This is a genomic window from Bartonella sp. AP280QHHD (assembly GCF_042196125.1).
GTDB lineage: Bacteria > Pseudomonadota > Alphaproteobacteria > Rhizobiales > Rhizobiaceae > Bartonella.
Window position 1 is genome coordinate 39,540 of sequence record NZ_JBHIPQ010000018.1, and the last position, 18,887, is coordinate 58,426.

An 18,887-nucleotide genomic window follows, 5' to 3' on the forward strand; every position below is an offset into this window, starting at 1 on the left:
TTAACTATCCACCTCATAAAATCAAATATTTATTAAAATAATTTTATGCCTGTTTTTTATTTAAAAATCAATGCACTTAGGAAACATCGATTGTTGGACCAAAAATTTTTTCAAAAGCGTGTTTGAGAGCAATATCAATATCATGCATTGCTACAGGGCAACCTAGATCAAGAAAGCTTGTTACACCGTGGTTTGTAATTCCACAAGGAACAATTCCTGAATAATGGGCTAAATTAGGATTAACATTGATAGAAACTCCATGAAAACTTATCCATTTGCGCACTCGAATGCCAATAGCTGCAATTTTATCTTCGGAAGAAAGATCATTTTGTTTTGATGGGCAATGAGACTGTTTAACCCAGACACCAACGCGATCTTCTCTGCGTTCGCCTTTAATATTAAAGTTGGCAAGCATCTGTATGATCCATTCTTCTAATGCACTAATGAAAGCACGAATGTCTTGTTTCCGGCGTTTAAGATCAAGCATGATATAAGCAATACGCTGTCCTGGACCGTGATATGTAAATTCACCTCCACGTCCTGCTTCATAAACAGGGAATAAATTAGGAGCCAAAAGATCTTTTTTATTTGCACTCGTTCCCGCTGTATAAAGGGAAGGGTGTTCGAGAAGCCAAACTTGTTCATGCGCAGTTTTTGCAAGAATTTTTTCTACACGTTCTTGCATATAACGCAGAGCTTCAGGATACTCAACTAGATGATCGCTTATTTTCCATTCGACGGGTGGATTTTCTAGAATTGCATTAAAATGATGTGATAAGTGATTACGATCTGTATGTTTCAATTCACATGTCATGGGTAATATTTATCTTGATGTTTGAGTTTGTATTGTAATCAATAAAAGTGATTACAGAGTAAGGTATAGAATTGTTGAATAAAAGAGAATACGTTCATAAAATTTTATCTTAAGAAGATTTGCTACGCTTAAAAATCCACGTTCCTTTTACCATCTTCCTGTTGCACCACCACCACCTGATGATCCACCACCACCCCTAAATCCCCCTCCACCTCGAGGACCACCGAATCTTCCACCAGGATATCTGCCACCGGCACTTAAGTTAAGAAACCAAGGTGTGAAGATGATCCCCAGCCAGAGATACTTTTGTGGACCCACTTTTTTACCAAAAATCATTGCAAGAATGGGCAAACCAACGACTATAAAGAGAATGAGAAACATAATTGCATTGATTACCATTTCTTCTTTTTCAGCTTGTTTACGTTGTTCTTCAACGATTTTAGCTTTTTCTTTGATGCGAAAAGTAAAATCAGAATCACTTTCTGTAATAACTTTGATAATTGCATCAACTGCTTCAGCAATTCCTTTTTGATAATTTCCTTCGCGAAAATTAGGAATCATGAAGCTATTAATAATGACAGAGGAAAGAGCATCTGTTAGCTCTCCTTCCAAACCATATCCAACTTCGATACGTGCTGTGCGTTCATTCGGTGCAATGACCAGTAATACACCATTATTGATCTTCTTTTGGCCTAATCCCCATGTACGAAAAAGAAAATTGCTGTACGTTTCTATATCGTTGCCCGAAAGAGTAGGGAGTGTTATAAGAACAATTTGATCTCCCGTTTTCTCTTCGAGTGCTGCCAGTTTTTTTGTCAAGTCTTCCTTGGTTGCATTATCGAGCAAATGAGCCACATCATTAACATAACCTGTTAAATGAGGAAATTTTATTTGCGAACAAGCGATACTTCCCAATGCAGCAACTAAATACAGAGAGCAGATAAAAGCCCATAATTTTGGAAATACAATACGTTGCAAAGAGTATCGAAATGATTTCATTAATTAAAATTAACCTTTGGTGTTTGTTGGCTATCAGTATCGATCGTAAAAGTTGGCATAGGTTTAGCATCACGAAACCATAATTTTGCCCAAATCATCGTCGGCATTGTTTTGAGTGCAGTATTGTAGGCACGTACTGTTTCAATATAATCGCGGCGCGCAACGGAAATACGGTTTTCTGTTCCTTCTAATTGTGATTGAAGAGCAAGAAAGTTTTGGTTTGCTTTAAGATCCGGATAGTTTTCAACAACAGCCATAAGTCGCGAAAGTGCACTTGATAAATTTGCTTGATTTTTGAGATATTGCTGCATAATTTCTGGATTATTCAACATATCTGCATTAATGTTGACTTGTGTTGCTTTAGCACGTGCTTCAATTACATTTGTGAAAACACTTTGTTCATGAGCTGCGTAAGCTTTAACTGTTTCTACAAGATTAGGGATGAGGTCTGTACGACGTTGATATTGATTGAGCACTTCACTCCATGCTGCATGTGCTTTTTCTTCATTTGTTGGTATCGCATTGAATCCGCAACCACTTAAAAATGGCACTAACCATACCAAAAAAATAATAATTGAAAATCGTTTTAATATTCTAAACATTGAAGAAGTTTGTACATTTAACATAAAGATGTCTCCACAGATATTTTATGTATTATATAGAGTTTTTTTTCTTGGTGGAAAGTATTTTGAAATTTATAAACAGGCGTATTTATCAATAAATTGATATCTCTCTGCGTTTTAGGTACGCTTAAGTGACTTGTTGATATTAAAATAATAATAGTAATATAGATGTCATCTTATAAAAGATCAATAATATTCATATTAATTATTATTACAGAAAATTATATTATTTTCGTAGGAGTTTTGGGTTTCAAAATGTGCAGATAATAACTGGAAAAGAGAAAAATGTAAGGATCAATTTTATAGAAAAATAGAAGGTCAGGGCAGTTCTTATTTTCCTCCTTTAGAAGTTATGCTTAACGTATTGGATAAAAAGACTTTTTAATTATGTATATCAGCAACTGTAAGGAGAGACAAAGTTCTATGATAGAAAGTGTCCAACAGCAAAGTGAAAAATTTGACGGATTGGCTGATGATTATAATCGCTATCGTCCTCGCTATCCCCTTACTTTATTTAAGACCATGCTCCATCCTTTTAAGAACAAAAAGAATTTGTCCATCGTGGATATAGGCGCTGGGACAGGCATCGCATTAGAGGGGATTGTTAAATTTTTAGGCAACGAGCACCAATATCATGCTATTGATGTATCGGCAGATATGATTAAGCAGGGACGAAGAAAATTTCCGAACGTGCGGTGGTATCAGGGCCGAGCCGAAGACCTATTGCCTCAAATTGGCGAGGTTGATCTTGTCATTGCAGCGCAAGCGTTTCAGTGGATGGATCGTCCCAAGTTGCTTTGTTCTGTTTCAGATCAACTTCGAGTCAATGGTGTCATGGCGGTTATTCAAAATAATCGTGATTTCAAGCATAGCGAATTTCTAGAGGCTTATGAGACATTGTTAGAGAAAATGAGTCCGAATTATTCCCGTTATTATCGTAATTTTGATTTTTTACAGGAAATGAGTGATGGCTTTGGGGTAGATCCAGAAAAGATTTCTTTTCATACGCACAATTGGACGATGATGATCCCATCTGAAGCTTTTATTGGAATGAGCCGCTCTTCAACGCAAGTGCAACGCGCTATTGCTTGCTATGGGGAAGAATATTTGCGGCAATTGGTCGCATTGATAAAGAAATATGAAGTGCAAGGCAATTTGGAGCTTTTGTATCAAAGTGAGCTCTATATGTATGCAGGATAATCCGATATCGATGATTGCTTTTGCTCTTTTAACACATCAGAGTGGGCGGTATTCAGAAAATTAACGCCTTATTAAGTCAGACTTTGAGAGAGAAAGGTTTTTTCTTCAGCATTCACATTGACATCTTATTACCGCTGATTTTCATTGTTCACTTGATATGAGAGAGTTTAAATAGAAAATTTATGCAGTGCATTATAGTATCGAAGCGCTTTTTTTACTGCAGTTTAACAACAGATTATTTTATAAAATAAGAAGAGGTAGATTGAATAGAAATATTTGATAATTCTTTGTTTTTATGATTGTTTTTTGTTATTAAATGAGAGTGTTTTTAATAAATTTTGACAAAAACAACTGAAAAAGTACAAAAAATTATCATAATCAGAAATTTGTAGTAAAAAAGGTAATGGCTTGGAAGCACCTTTAAAAAACAACTCATTTTGAAATTATCTCTAAATTCAGATTCAATATAACAAAAAAGTAAAATATAAATATGCTATATGAAGCATTTCTCTGTTTAAAAGATATAATATAAAACAATATATTAATTATTTTTTTTTGATATAAGAAAACTTCTTTTATTTTTATTTTAAATAACGAGTTAGGCCGATTCTTATGTGGTTTTATTGAAGATGTGTTTTTCAAGGTTTAATCTGGCGCTTTAAATACAATTTTAGAAGTCGCAAATAAGCTCAATTTCTTCTCTGTTGTGATGTGTTAAATAAGTTTTTTAATTTTCTATAGAGTTTGATTTTTGCAATCATGATAGATTGTGACAGCTATCTATTTAAGGTTTTTATAAGTTTAGTAAGAATAGCTTGATAATAAATCCATTGATTTTTTCATCTTTACGCTTCATAAAAGAATAAGCCTGCACCATCCACACTTTCATCTCCCAATGTTGCGACAGCCCTTGACACGGTTCATAAGAGGAGTTTTTAGTCCTTTTTTACAGTTTTATCCATACGCCAATCTCGCTTATGACGTGCAAGCGAATGGTTTTGATTTATTCAACATACACAGATGTGGAATGAGAGAGTTTTAAGATATTCAGCTCTCTCATTTAATATGAAGCATGCTAGATTATGATTATAAATTAAAGCTTTATCTATTTTTGAAATCCATGACTTGGTTGTGTTTGTCAATATTTCATTTTCATTTATCGTAAACTATTCTACTTTTGGATAATAACTCCATTGTAAGGAATACCTTTAAGAAAGCATTCTCGCTTTAAAGAGTCGTTATAGTTTTTTTTGTTTTATAGAAGGATCAATAATGCTAAACGTTATACTTTGATAAAAAAAAAGAAAGTAGATTATGACTATTATACTGAAACCGAGCGAGGTGACGCTTAGTGAGCTTGCAGCTATTTATTTTAATGGTGAAGTGAGTAAACTTCATAATGACACGCATTTAGCTATCGAGAAAGGGGCTCAGCGCATTGCTGAAATTGCTGCTGGAAGTGAGCCTGTGTACGGTATTAATACTGGTTTTGGGAAGTTGGCTTCCATTAAAATTGATGCGGACGATGTCGCTGTTTTACAGAGAAACCTTATTTTGTCCCATTGTTGTGGGGTAGGAGAGCCTTTAGCTGAAAATATTGTGCGTTTGATAATGAGCTTAAAGCTTATCTCTTTAGGAAGAGGGGCTTCAGGGGTTCGTCTAGAATTGATAAATTTGCTGGAAAATATGCTTGCAAAGGGCGTTATTCCTGTCATCCCTGAAAAAGGGTCTGTTGGTGCTTCAGGTGATTTAGCTCCACTTGCTCACATGGCGGCTGTTATGATGGGAGAAGGGGAAGCATTTTTTCAAAATATTCGTATGAGTGGGGCGGTTGCATTAGAGAAAGCGGGATTGTCCCCTATTATTTTAGAGGCAAAGGAAGGTCTAGCTCTTATTAATGGGACTCAAACATCAACAGCCCTTGCACTTGCTGGTCTTTTTCGGGGTTATCGGGCATTGTGTGGTGGATTGTTGGCAGGGGCTTTGACGACAGATGCTATCATGGGATCAACGGCGCCATTTCATCCTGATATCCATATTTTACGAGGACATTATGGGCAGATTGCCGTATCGAAAACATTAGAAAAGCTTGTAGAGGATTCAGAAATTCGTGCAGCACATTTACAGGGGGATGAGCGTGTACAAGATCCTTATTGTATACGTTGCCAGCCACAGGTGATGGGGGCATGTTTTGATATTTTGCTGGCAGCAGCAAAAACACTGATTATTGAAGCAAATGCTGTTACAGATAATCCATTGATTTTAAGGAATGGTGAAGTTGTATCAGGTGGGAATTTTCATGCTGAACCTGTAGCATTTGCTGCTGATCAGATTGCTCTTGCTTTATGTGAAATAGGATCTATTTCTCAACGGCGTATTGCTCTTATGGTTGATCCAGCAGTTTCTTATGGACTTCCAGCCTTTTTAGCACATAATGCGGGTCTTAATTCAGGTTTTATGATTGCTGAAGTAACAGCGGCAGCTTTAATGTCTGAAAATAAGCAAATGGCCCATCCTGCTTCCGTTGATTCAACCCCAACTTCTGCCAATCAAGAAGATCATGTTTCAATGGCTTGCCATGGAGCGCGTCGGTTATTGGTAATGAGCGAAAATCTTTTTACACTTATTGGTATTGAAACGCTTGTTGCAGCACAAGGAATTGAATATCGTGCACCTTTAAAAACAAGTACTTTTTTGCAATCTGTTATGGAATGTCTACGAAAAAATGTTGCTTCTCTTAAGGAAGATCGCTATCTGGCTCCAGATCTTCATCAAGCACATATACTTGTGCGTGAAGGGCACTTATTATCTGTTTTACCAGAAACAATTTTTCCTTCATTAAGTTTTCAATAGTATTTGTTTTAAGGTCAATGCTGAAGGGCGGATATTGAATTTTAAAACTTTCTCATATGAAAATATAGAGGAGCGATACAATATTTGAATTATTTAATAAATCATATATTTATTACTGTATATATCTGATTTTTGTAGTTAACTAGATATTATGTTATTTTATAGAAACTATAAACTTAAAGCACCTATATTTTCTGATTTATATCAGAAATTTTAATATAAGTTAAATAATATCCACGAATTATATATTCGTGATATTATATTTCTATAAATATAAATATAAATTATAATATATGTATTGTATCGAGTAAAAATAAAAGTTTTATTTTATATTATTCTTATTTGTTAATACTTTATGAATTTTATAGTTTATTTTTGATATTTAAAATAAAAAAGGAGAAAGGAATGTTTAAAAGTGCTAAATTATGTGTTTCAATAACAGTTCTTTTTTTCTCTCAAATTCTTGAGATTCATGCAAATTTTAGGAGAGGTAGCTTTCCAGAGGAAGTTTTCATTATGATAGTGGCCCAAGAGAAAGAGCCTCTTATTTCAGCGAAAAACAAAGATTTTATTGCTATATCAGGGCAAATTCCCAGAGGTAATGAGAACGCTATCATCGGACCAACAATCAAAGATGCTCTTTTTATCGTATATTTTTTTTTCATTGGAAAGCTTGTCGTTAAGGCAGCTGGAGTCCTTAAAAGATGGGTTGTAGATAAATTTTCTCATGCTTTTGAAGACTTGCGAGATTCGTATTATCATTGATTGAGCTATTCAATTGGCATAAAAAGTTTGTTTTATGGGCTTAAAGAAAGTTTGCTTAAAGTAACAAAAAATTAATTTTATGCGTAGTTAATGTGTTTGTTATGAATTTTTAGGCTTCTATTTCAGTGCACCGAAATAGAAGCCTAAAAGTTTAGCTTACATTAAGGTTAATTTTCTCTGTAAAAAACTATAGAATACGAAATGAATTAAATGACAATTGTGAAAAAATTCATTATCACTTTATTTGAATAAAATAATACGAAATTGTAGGCTATAAAAGCTGAATAATTCGCAATAAAAGTATTTTTTCATTGTTTAGAGCAAAGTGTTGGACTGGCTGGTCTTCGATGTTTTTTGAAATATATTTGTGAAAGAAACATGAGGCTTTATTTATCATAGAGCTGTTATCGTGGTGTGGATTGTCAGCATTTCAAAAAGTAAGGAAAGAAATGGCAATAAATGAACTGAAACGGGGTATGAGTAAGCGCCAAGTTATTTTTTTAGCTCTTGGTTCTGCTATTGGAACAGGTCTTTTTTATGGGTCTGCACAGGCAATTAAGCTTGCGGGTCCCAGTGTTTTGATTGCCTATTGTATTGCTGGTTTAGCTATTTTTATGGTTATGCGGGCTCTAGGAGAGATGATACTTCATAATCCATTGCCTGGTTCTTTTGCTCGTTATGCGGCAAATTACATATCACCATTAGCAGGTTTTTTAACGGGATGGACATATGTATTTGAGATGATTCTTGTTGGTTTGGCTGATATTACAGCTTTTGCGACTTATATGGGGTTTTGGTATCCTGATGTTGCTCCTTGGGTATGGGCACTGAGTATTACATTAATCATCACAGGCATTAATTTAGCTGCTGTAGAAGTCTATGGTGAACTAGAGTTTTGGCTCTCTTCTATTAAAGTTATCGCTATCATTGCGATGATTATTTTAGGAATAGCAATTATTTTTTGGGGGTGGGGTGAAGGTGCAGATTTTTCTACCGTTACTGTTCATAATTTATGGAAAAATGGTGGACTTTTTCCCAATGGTTGGTTTGGTTTTTTAGCTTGCTTTAGTGTTGTTGTTTTTGCTTTTGGTGGCATAGAAATCATTGGCATGGCAGTTATGGAAGTTCAAAACCCTCATCAAACGATTTCAAAGGCAATTAATTCTACTCCAGTTCGTATTTTGCTTTTTTACGTCATGACGTTAGCTATTTTAATGTCTCTTTATCCTTGGAATGAGATTGGTCTCATGGATAGCCCTTTTGTATCCATTTTTGAAAATCTTGGGATTTCGTATGCAGCAAATATTTTAAATATTGTTGTTGTTACAGCGGCTATTTCAGCAATGAATAGTGGAATGTATGGTGCTTGTCGTATGATCCATGGTTTATCGCAGGAAGGTTATGCTTTAAAAAAGTTTCAATATTTATCAAAAAATGGTATACCAGTTTTTGTTATTTTGATGATCTTCGGTATCTTTCTTCTTGGTGCTGTCCTTAATTATTTTTATCATGAAAAGCTTTTTTTTCTTATTGCCGCAATGGCAACATTTGCGACAGTTTTTGTTTGGATGATGATTCTACTTTCACAATTTTCTATGCGAATTAAGATGCCTAAAGAAGCACAGAATGGTTTAAAATTTCCCATTCCATTTTGGCCAATAGGGTCGATTTTTTCTATTTTATTTATGGTTTTTATTTTTATTCTCTTATGGTATTTTGATGAGACACGACCAGTTTTAATTATAGGTGTTATTTGGATTGCTTGGCTTGTTATTTGTTTCTATGCACTTAAACTTTATAATTTTAAGCAAAAGAAGCTGAATAAAATGTGAATAGAGAAAAAACTCAAAACAAATAGCTGATGTCATCAGGAGAACAGGTGTTTGATTGTTTTCTCTAAAGGTTAGAACAATCTAGATTGAAAAAATCTGCTCGTTATTATTTTGCTTTGGAAGTTTTTGTGAACCATTGTTTACGGTAACGACAAAATCATATAAATATTAGGCGTTTTTTTGATGGTGAGCTGTGCCATCAATATAAGTCTTTCAGGTTAAAATGCCTAACAGTGCAAATAGATTTTACCAGATACATGATTATAGGCAGATATCTTTTTCTAAACGTATTAATGAAGTTCTGTTTCACGAAAGAAGTTATTGTAAGAATTGTTTTTTAGCTCTTTAAAAAATTGGTTGTTTAAATTTTGTTGTTTAGAAAATTACTATTGCTTTTAGAAGCGAAGATAAAGTTCTTTATGTATTTTTTCTCAAAGAGGATTGGCGTTGGTAGAAAATAGTGGATAACAAAGTTACATGAGGCATTGTATCATTGTTTTTACAAAAACTTTAATAAACAGCAGCAAGGTATTACAATAAAATCTCATAGAAGAGTAAATTAAAGAGAACAATGAACGTGTGACAGTTTTACGATTCTTATTGCTCTCACAAGAGGAAGGATCAAACTTATTTTTTTAATATTGATACAAGAGTAATTTTTATCACAAGTGGAGGCGGACAAAATGCACTCCGCAACTGTATTTCGGTGCAAAATTATTCGATATTACCATAAAAGGCGCTCAAGAACACTACAACCAGCAAAAAAATCATCGGAAAGTGGCTTTTTACACGAGAAATCTTCCAATAGCTCTAAACACACACAACAACAATTCTCTCTATCCTTGAGGCAACAGGCAATGTTGATATGGATGTACAATGAGATGCTACGATTATTGCTTCTCATCTGATTTCTGGTCAAGATATCAATGTAATGGGGGAAAGTATGACGATTGTTGGCATGACAGACCATCATAGCAGCCATTCACAGACGCATGAAACAGGTTTTGATGGGAATAAATTTGACTTTGTAAGCAGAATTATTGGCGGTAATGGCTATACCTACGAAACGATACCTGCTGGCAGTAACGTTTGGATAGAATGGTAGAGAGTGGCTACAAATCCCATAAATCCCCATACCTGTCTTGGAGATGCGGGTCCAAAATGCCAAAAATTTTATGGCACATCTCATTTAGAACAAAAGCCTTGAATTAGATCATGGAGTAAAAAATGAAACACATCGTAAAATTATTAAGTGCTGTAACTTTGTTAAGTATAGCTGGATGTCAGTTTAATAAGCCTCCTTCAGGATATTTGACTGCTTGGGAAAAACCAGGAGCAGATTTTACAGAGATAGGAAAAGGCTTGTTAGAATGTGGTATGCCAACTCCTTATGATGTCGATCCAGAAAACAGAAAGCAGAGCATCAATGCAAAAGCAACAACTTATGCTTGCATGCTTCAATCAGGTTTCCGCTATAAAGATGAAGAGGTAGCAAGAGCGGGTGGACCATGTTATACTTTTAGAGCCGAAAACTTGCCGATTTGTCGTTCAGGCGCTGTCATCCCGAGGCGCAGTGTCAAGAAGCGCTTGAACAGCCCTTTTTGTAAAAAATATAAAAATGCACCTGAATGCAAACCTTAAGTCTTGCTGTTTGTGACGATCACAATCCCTACCTTCATGTTTCTCATACCCGTACGCGGGGGGCTTAATTCAGCATGTCAATGCTATTTATTTATGGGTACCACAACTGTTGGCGCAATAATATGAAATATCTATTTTGGTTATAATCAAAATATTGATAATAATTATAAGCATATCGTTGATAGATAGATGATTTTAGTAATAATTTTACCGTATTTTTGATATAATAATTATGGCATAATCTTCGGAAAGATAAAAATAATATAGGTTGATAATGTTCATCATTGTTTTGGAAATAAAAAACAGCATGTAAAATAATTTATAGATTGTTTCGTAATATCAAAATTACTCAAGGATAGGAAAATGAAGCAGATTTTAAAATTATTAAGCGGGATAACCTTATTTGTTATGGCTGGATGCTACCCTGAGCAGCCTTCTCGAACAGCTGTAGATGCATGGGAAAAATCAGGTGCTGATCAGCTTGAGATCAAAAAAGCTCTGTTAGAATGTGGAATACAGCATCTTGATGGTCGTCTTGATACAGAAACAAGTACTGATGAGAAATTCAATGCTGAGGAGTCTGTGAATGCATGTATGATCCAAGCAGGTTTCCAAGATAAATTGGGAAGAATGAAGTGGTGTGAGAAATATAAAAATCTTCCAATTTGTCAGCCTGATGCAGTTATTCCTCAGCGAAGTGTAGAGAGGCGTTTGAATAGTCCTCATTGTGAAGAGCATAAAGAACAACCTGAATGTCAACCTTAAGTATTGAGGCTGCTGTAATCAAAAATCCTTCCATTCTTGTTTTTGCATGGGGGGTGGGATTGTTTCTTCAATATCTATATGCTAACAAAAGTCATCTTGCGTGTGAGAAAATATTAGAAGACTTATCAGTCTTTCTATCGTAAATATTGACGGAGGGGGAAATGAAAAAAACATTGAAATTATTGATTGCTATAATTTTATTAAGCTCTGCTGGGTGTATTAGCAAACCTCCCCCATCGACGTTAGAATTATGGGAAAAGTCTGGTGTCAGTAAGTCTATGGTCCAACAAGCACTGTCAAAATGTGGTTGGAAACCAATCTACGCTTCTTCTAAAAATATGGATTCGCGTGCAAGTGATTTTGCAGCAGTTTATGAGTGCATGACTAAAGCAGGTTATCGGTACAAATTACAAGATTCAAAGGGAATCTATTTTTCATCAACGCCGCGAAGTGATTCATTTTTAGTCAATTTAATGGTAGCAGGGTATCAGCAGGTTATGGACAATGATACTTTTGGTGTAACCAATTCGACACAACAAGAGCGAGATTTGATGTTACGTTTTGAAAATGATAAAAAGCGCCAGAAAATAAAAAAAGCTTTGCACAAGTGATCATCAACAGTAGAACGTTAATTTTTAAAGCAATAATTAAATAAAAATATTAAACGGGAGAAGAGAGAAATATAGCTCTTTTGTCTCTAATGTAGTTATATTCATCAGCTACGAGATTGGCAATAGTGTTGTTGTCAGATGATGCTAGCGGAGGATAGTGAGTTGTTGTTTAGAGAAATTTATTCAATATAAAGAATGGCAAATAATAGCTTTGCTAAAATATCTTCTTTAACGATAATAAACAGATAGCTTTCATAGAGCTAATTTTGATGAAATTTTATTTTGGTGTTTTTTAAGTTCAGAATGGTGAGTGTTTTACTGTATTTTAGATTTTATCAAAAGATCTAAAATATTACATTTATTAATTCAAATCATTGATGATAGGGTATTAGGAGAAGTTTTTTATTTATTCAAATTTCTTTGTTAGATATCTAGCATTTTTAATATAGAAATTGTGTACATTAGCTTATACATTAGTGTGCAATTTCTTGTTTTTTTGTTGTAGTTGAAGAGATGATGCGGTTATAGATTTCGTATACTGTATCTTTTTGTTCTGTGTTTTATTAAAACGTTTTAATCGTTTAATCTTAAAAGTTATTCTCATTTTGTTGTATTTTTATTTTTTGGTGGTGAGATAAATTGAATATTATATCTCTTCAAAATTCGCATTTTTTTACGTTTTTTTAAGATTGGTTTTTTGGCCTTTTGTAATTACAGTTTCCAGCGGTTTTTGAGATGCATTCTTTAAAGGGATTTTCATCCTAAATGGTATTTTTAAACTTTTTGTTCTTTCTTTACATAAAACACAAAACATATTATTGAATGCTATGATTTTATCATAAAAAATAAAATAATTTTGTTTGTTTTATTCTTTTTGTGTTTAATTTGTGGTTTATTTTTTTGCCAGCATTTTTTGTTTTTGTTGAAAAAAGAAAGTTTTGAAAAACAATGATAATCAAGGTATCTAACAATCACTTGTATTCGTGCGTTTTTACAGCAGCTATTTTTTCTTTTTTGTTAAATATAAATATTGAGGCACATTCTCATTCATATACATCACTGTCATGTGACAAAAACAAATTACCTTATGAATGCAGTGATGGTTCAAAGCATACAATTAGTGATAAAGTATATAAATTCACGGCGCCTGTTAAAGAAACGAATGGGGAGGATTGTTCTCTCATGTTACCTGCTGCTATAGTAGTGCAGGAGCCAAATACAGTTATTCAGGCAACGCGTGTAGAGGTTGAAGGGACTGCGGGTATAGAAGATATTTATGGTGTTTTTGTATCACGAGGGGGAAAAATTGTTTTGAGCGATTCAGCTTTTAAAAATGTATCAATAGGTCTTAAAGCTGATAATGGAATGATTGAGGTTGATCGTGGAACAATTGAGGCTTTTCAGATTGCTGCTTATGCAGAGAAGCGAGGAGCATCTGTTACGTTAACGAATACAAAAATTAAAGTGGAAGGTTTGGGTATCGGTCAAGAGAGTGCTCTTTTCGTTAGTGCTGATGCGGGTATTCAGATGAAAAGTGGATTTATTGATGTGAATGATGCTGCTGCGCTTTATGTGGGGAGAGGGGGGAGTGCGACTTTAGATGGTGTTACCATTGCTTCAAAATATCAAAAAACAGAAGACAAAGAAAATACAAATGAAAAAATTACACATACAGTTTTCAATGTAAAACATCAGGGTTCTGTTTATGTAAAAAATACGAATATTATTTCTACGGATGTTCATGTTTTAACAGTTGGACAAGATTCTAACACGCCATCCAATAACGGCAGGGAAGGAAATATTTTAATTTCGCGGGTTAATATTGAAGATTCAACAATTAAAGCAATAGGTAACAAACATGGTATGTATTTTGAGAGGGATGAGGAAAATGATGCGTATGAACAGGGGCTTGTCTTTTTGAAAAGGACGATTTTTGAGGTTCCAGATGGGACAGCTGTTCATAGTCATAACAGTCGTATTTATATTGGAGTAACAGAAGGTACAAAAATTTTTGGTGACTTATTATTAACAGCTGAAAAAGGGGGAAGTGTAGCGATTTTGGCTAATTCTTCTTCATTGATAGGAGGGACTCGTGTTGCCGATGATTCTATTGCTGAGCTTTATTTAACAGGGGGATCAAAATGGTTTTTGACAAAAAGAAGAGAGATCGATTTGCAAGTTGCAAACCGTACAAGTTCGTCTATTTCATTTGTGAAAGTTTCTGATAGTTTTATTGCTTTTGAGACTCCAATGTTTCAGGAGTATCAGACACTTCATATTGGGAAGGGAGAAAAAGAAGTTTATAGTGCGCAAGATAGGGCAGATATTTATCTCAATACGCATCTCAGTAGTGATGGTTTGCTCGATAATACAAAAACTGATCGGCTTTTAATACATGGTGATGTTTCTGGAAAAACAACAGTTTATGTGCAATTTGTTGCAGGAAATCAGGGTGAGATAGCAACCGGTGAAAATGCTCATAGTATTTCACTTATTCAGGTTTCTGGAAAAGCGGCAGAGGATTCTTTTCAGTTAAATCGTGCTTATATCGCATTAGAGGGTTTGCCTTACCAATATTATCTTCATGCTTATGGTCCAGCTTCTGCTCTTGGAAATGCACAAACTTCTCAAAGATTGGTTGAAGGAGATGGAGATTTTTGGGATTTTCGCCTTGAAAGTAAATATATTCAGCCTGTTTTAGAGGTGTCTGCTATTCCCCCTTCTGAGTTAAAGGTCAGAGAGGTTGTTCCACAAGTTCCGACCTATCTTTTGTTACCAAATGCTTTGTTTCATGTTGGGCTCATGGATATGAGTCATCAACAAAAGCAGTTGCAAGTTAGGCGGTCTATTCCTCGTAAATTATTAAAAGTTGAAGGGAACTTTGCTTTATCTGTCCACGGTTATGGTGGGAGTTATCGTTATGTCTCAGATCTTTCTACACTTAAATATGGGTACGATGGTCATGTTGATTATAACGCTATAAAAACAGATATTTTGCTCAAAACAATAGAGCGTGCATATAGTACGACATCTTTTGGGATTATGGGAACCTATGGAAAGCTTTCCTTACAACCTCATAACGTGGAACAAAGTCAAAAGAGTACATTTAATAAATGGTCATTTACGGCATATGCTAGTGTGAAACATTACACTGATTTTTACGTAGACGGTCTTTTATCTTATGGTTTGTTTAAAGGGGATGTGCGTAGCCGTGTTTGGGGTAAGACGGCGACATTAAAAGCAAATCCTTTGAACGTGTCGTTTTCTGCTGGTAAAGTGTCTATGACAGGATATAAAGATCTTATTTTTGATCTGCAACTTCAGCTTATTTATCAACATCTTCAATTTGATAAGTTTCGTGATATTGATGGATTTGATGTTGAGATGAAAAAAATAGATCAATGGTTTATGCGTATTGGTGGGCGTTTAAGTAAAACATTTACAGCCTCTGAAAAGGATCGTATCATTTCTTTTTATGGCAATATTCATCTTGCTCATTGTTTTGGTAAAGAACAATTTGTTCATTTTAAAGATGTTTTTCAGTTGAGTTCTTTTGGTTCTTCCTTAGAAGTTGGCTTGGGTGTCAATTCACAGTTTTCTTCTAAAGTTACACTTCACAGTGATCTTAGCTATCAGCATAGGTTAACCAAGGCTGGTTTTTCTGGAGTTCGTTTTTCTGGTGGATTGCGCTATCATTTTTAAGCAATCTTTTTAAAAATAATAAATGTGATTTTCGAAGTCTTGTTCTACTATCGGAATTAAAACCATTGTTTGTGCAGAATTTTTTAATAATGGTACCATGTGCTTTAATAAATATGAAAATATCATGTTGATTTATTTTTATCTACTATAGCATTTCTCAAATGTTTTAAAAAATTTGTCCATCTGATAAACAGATTAAAATGAGAAAATCCTACAATATCGGGGTTCTTATTCAATATGAATAAAGATAAATTATCATTATAAATCAATGTTTTGCCATATGATGCTTAAGGTGTCATCGAGCCATTTGTGGTAATTGCGTGCTTCTTCGTTTGAGTTATGAACAGAGAAAATAAAACCAGGATATCCACCAAATGCTGGTGGAGGTGGTGAAAGATGATTGGTTTCAAAGAAAATGATAGTTCTGGCGGTTTGAGGATGCTGTGCAACCTTATCGAGACCTAAAAATCCAGAAAACCGTCCATGACCACGAAGAGGAATAATATAATTTGCCGCCACTTTTTCAGCTGGGAGTATATCGGGAAGGTCTAAGTTTTTTTCAGCTAAAGCGGCATTCATACATAGTTTTGCAAATGAAATCCCTGTACCTTGCTCAACAATAAAATGGGAGACACCCGATCCACCTATACGAGCGCCAATCTCAATGATATAAGGTAAATTATGAGCATCTAGGCGTAGCTCTACATGGGCAGCACCTATATTTATACCAAGAGCTTTAACTCCAGAGCATGCCGCCTCACATAAAGCAATAATTAAAGGATCATCTATATCACAGCGTTGACGATAAATTGTTTCTTCAAACCATGGTCCCTCAGGCTGTCCCTTGTCTCCAATGGCCAGAACGTGTACACCTGCTGTATCAACAAAGCATTCTACGACAAACTCTTTTCCTGGCAAATACTGTTCTACTACTAAACCTACAGGTTTATTTTTATCATTAAAACGTGCCATGTCTTTATGCTGAACATTCCATACGGCTTTAATGAGATCAGGAAGTTCGGCGGAATTTTTAGCTAACATTACGCCTGTACTTGCCCATCCAGAGACGGGTTTAATAACGAGTGGATAATCCAAGGCTTGTGTTTGTGATAGGTCTTCTAGATGATCTATATAAAAGAATCCTGGTGTTCTTAAGCCTGCTTTAGCGAAAGCTTGACGCATGAGATATTTATTTCTGGTTAATGCTGCTACTTCTGGTTCAATACTTGGAGTATTGATTTTTTTTGCAGCCAAAGCTGTCCATAGGATGGCTTCTTCGCGAAGGGTCATAACCCCAGAAATATTGCGTTCTTTTGCTTCCGTTGCAAAAGTGTCTAGAGCTGCCTCTGGGTTATCAAAAACAGGAAGTTGCCAAGTTGAAGTTACTGCTGCGGGGTGTTGAGAGGGAACGCTTTCAGCGGTATCATAGATCATTACTAATTCGATATTAGCTGCTTGTGCTGCTTCAAATATAAATGGTAATTTTGCATTGCGCTGGCAAACTAACGCGAGTTTTTTCATTTTGTTTCCTCATTAAATTTGGAGTTTTGAGAATGGCGTTTATGTTGCCATGTAGATACCTTTGATGCATCTATAAATAAGAGTGTCATCCCTATAACAACTACAATCATAGCAATTATTTTGATCATATTGAGAGAAGGGCTCGAGCCGATTATCCATTCACATGCAATCACTGCAAAAGGGGATAATACGCCGATAGTGTTGGCGTATAATACGCCTCCTTCGGCTAAAACTTTTTGATATAATACGTAAACTGGTGCCGAGCAAACAGTTCCTAAAATCAATATTTTAAATATATCTTCTAACTTAAGATAGAAGAGTGGGGCAGGATCAAAAATAAATAATGGCATAAATGATGCTGCAGAAATTGTCGTGATCCAAGCCAGTGAGGTGAGCAAAGGTAGATTTTTAAGATAACGTTTAGACAATAAGCCATAAGCAGAATAAGAAAGTGCTGCTGTTAAGGCAAGCACTACTCCTATCAGGTTATAATATCCACCTTCTCCACTATTTATATTGAATACTACAGCTGCTACACTGACAATTATCACTCCACTAAGCTTCAGCCATGAGAATTTAAGGACATTTGTCAATGCACCTAATATATAAGTAATTCCTGGAATAGTAGCGAGCACCATGGTTAAATCACTGGCTTTGAGCGATTTTAATGCACCAAAGCTGCATACAAAATACAGCGAAAATCCTAACACTGAGAGAATTAAAAAAGAAGGTATCATGGAAAGCAATGGTAGGGATCTGAAAACAGCTTTCTCACGAAATATTGCAATCAGCCATAAGGTGGCAGCGGTGGCAAACAACCTAAGTCCAACCGCATGCATGACGGGTATATTGCTAACCAAATTCTTAGATAATAACCAACTTATGGAAAACAATGCTAGAATGGCAAAAGTAAATAATAATAATCGTCCTTTTATAAAACTCAATGATTTAATCCTCTAATCACTCGCTGTGCATAAGATGATGTTGAAAAATTAAATCGTGACTGTGAAGTTTGCGGCTTACCAAGATTATTTTGGATATAATCTTTAGCTCCTGCCAAATAAGCGTCATCATCTAATGCTTCAAGTGCTTCTATATCTGCTATCATCAATATTATTACTTTTTCAAGACGCTCCAAATCAAATTGAAGATAACCTTAATTTGTTTCAATCAATGCTTTGTTCCGCATCAATATTTCAAAAAGCAAGATCCCTGTACCAGCATCGAATGTCATATGCTGATCAGAATCTTTTGGATAACGAAATATGCGTTCTAATAGGATAAATTCAGTTATTTCTTTCCAAAATTTTGGATGATTTTGTAGCATAATACGCACTGTAATTAAATCAACTTTAGTTTCTTCTAGAAGACCTGTAAACCAATTTAATTTTATATACAGATTTTTATCCAATGGCCGCGGTCCGGTATGATGTGCATAGTCATGATAATAGCCCCACAAACAGCGAGCATCGTAAATGTCTTCTTTAGATAAGTTACGACTATGCAATTGACCGAACAGGAATTTACTATCTCGACCGAGTAAACGTTCAGCTTCCACAAT

General features: G+C 34.9%; 16 protein-coding genes. 9 read left to right on the top strand and 7 right to left on the bottom strand.

Translation table 11 applies throughout. From position 1 onward, the window contains the following. Positions 1–76: 76 nt before the first annotated feature. The 3 genes from lipB to ACFIMK_RS02630 all read right to left on the bottom strand — a co-directional run bounded on the left by lipB (position 77) and on the right by ACFIMK_RS02630 (position 2,439). Positions 77–814 carry a lipoyl(octanoyl) transferase LipB gene (gene lipB, locus ACFIMK_RS02620; RefSeq protein WP_375613128.1) on the bottom strand — a complete coding sequence of 246 codons (738 nt, stop codon included), beginning with the start codon at positions 812–814 and terminating at the stop codon, positions 77–79. Between the two features lie 147 nt (positions 815–961). Beyond that, positions 962–1,813, bottom strand: coding sequence for a TPM domain-containing protein (locus ACFIMK_RS02625; RefSeq protein WP_375683090.1), 852 nt, complete (start codon positions 1,811–1,813; stop codon positions 962–964). Further along, positions 1,813–2,439 (bottom strand): LemA family protein, encoded by a 627-nt coding sequence (locus tag ACFIMK_RS02630; protein WP_375606689.1) that lies wholly within the window; start codon positions 2,437–2,439, stop codon positions 1,813–1,815. Before ACFIMK_RS02630 ends, ACFIMK_RS02625 begins: the two co-directional genes overlap by 1 nt. A 420-nt stretch (positions 2,440–2,859) precedes the next feature. On the opposite strand from ACFIMK_RS02630, the gene ACFIMK_RS02635 reads away from it, so the two are divergent. From ACFIMK_RS02635 to ACFIMK_RS02675, 9 genes are all read left to right on the top strand, one after another. Beyond that, entirely contained in the window at positions 2,860–3,636 is a 777-nt protein-coding gene (locus ACFIMK_RS02635) for a class I SAM-dependent methyltransferase (protein ID WP_375638234.1), read from the top strand. 1,314 nt (positions 3,637–4,950) lie between these two features. Continuing rightward, the gene (gene hutH / locus ACFIMK_RS02640; protein ID WP_375638233.1) at positions 4,951–6,489 is read left to right on the top strand and encodes a histidine ammonia-lyase; all 1,539 of its coding nucleotides are present in this window, start codon (positions 4,951–4,953) and stop codon (positions 6,487–6,489) included. A 405-nt stretch (positions 6,490–6,894) separates the two neighbouring features. Further along, on the top strand, positions 6,895–7,254 hold the full coding sequence (locus ACFIMK_RS02645) for a hypothetical protein (protein WP_375638232.1): 360 nt from the start codon (positions 6,895–6,897) through the stop codon (positions 7,252–7,254). 449 nt (positions 7,255–7,703) lie between these two features. Further along, complete coding sequence (locus ACFIMK_RS02650; RefSeq protein WP_375638231.1) at positions 7,704–9,086, top strand: amino acid permease; 1,383 nt, start codon at positions 7,704–7,706, stop codon at positions 9,084–9,086. Between the two features lie 943 nt (positions 9,087–10,029). Next, a complete protein-coding gene (locus ACFIMK_RS02655; RefSeq protein ID WP_375613123.1) occupies positions 10,030–10,191 on the top strand; it encodes a hypothetical protein in 162 nt (53 codons plus the stop codon). Between the two features lie 122 nt (positions 10,192–10,313). Then, the gene (locus tag ACFIMK_RS02660; protein WP_375613122.1) at positions 10,314–10,727 is read left to right on the top strand and encodes a hypothetical protein; all 414 of its coding nucleotides are present in this window, start codon (positions 10,314–10,316) and stop codon (positions 10,725–10,727) included. A 363-nt stretch (positions 10,728–11,090) separates the two neighbouring features. Then, entirely contained in the window at positions 11,091–11,492 is a 402-nt protein-coding gene (locus ACFIMK_RS02665) for a hypothetical protein (RefSeq protein WP_375613121.1), read from the top strand. Positions 11,493–11,653: 161 nt separating this feature from the next. Then, positions 11,654–12,103 (top strand): hypothetical protein, encoded by a 450-nt coding sequence (locus ACFIMK_RS02670; protein WP_375611505.1) that lies wholly within the window; start codon positions 11,654–11,656, stop codon positions 12,101–12,103. 948 nt (positions 12,104–13,051) lie between these two features. Beyond that, positions 13,052–15,805 (top strand): autotransporter outer membrane beta-barrel domain-containing protein, encoded by a 2,754-nt coding sequence (locus tag ACFIMK_RS02675; protein WP_375683091.1) that lies wholly within the window; start codon positions 13,052–13,054, stop codon positions 15,803–15,805. A gap of 258 nt (positions 15,806–16,063) precedes the next feature. Here ACFIMK_RS02675 and ACFIMK_RS02680 read toward each other — a convergent pair whose 3' ends face one another. The 4 genes from ACFIMK_RS02680 to ACFIMK_RS02695 are packed head-to-tail and all read right to left on the bottom strand — an operon-like array spanning position 16,064 to position 18,884. Then, the gene (locus tag ACFIMK_RS02680) at positions 16,064–17,326 is read right to left on the bottom strand and encodes an acetyl-CoA carboxylase biotin carboxylase subunit family protein (protein WP_375682499.1); all 1,263 of its coding nucleotides are present in this window, start codon (positions 17,324–17,326) and stop codon (positions 16,064–16,066) included. After that, entirely contained in the window at positions 17,323–18,270 is a 948-nt protein-coding gene (locus ACFIMK_RS02685; RefSeq protein WP_375613117.1) for a DMT family transporter, read from the bottom strand. The genes ACFIMK_RS02680 and ACFIMK_RS02685 overlap by 4 nt, the downstream gene beginning before the upstream one ends. Beyond that, a complete protein-coding gene (locus tag ACFIMK_RS02690) occupies positions 18,267–18,464 on the bottom strand; it encodes a hypothetical protein (RefSeq protein WP_375683092.1) in 198 nt (65 codons plus the stop codon). The genes ACFIMK_RS02685 and ACFIMK_RS02690 overlap by 4 nt, the downstream gene beginning before the upstream one ends. Positions 18,465–18,482: 18 nt before the next feature. After that, positions 18,483–18,884, bottom strand: coding sequence for a hypothetical protein (locus ACFIMK_RS02695; RefSeq protein ID WP_375682501.1), 402 nt, complete (start codon positions 18,882–18,884; stop codon positions 18,483–18,485). Positions 18,885–18,887 lie beyond the last annotated feature (3 nt).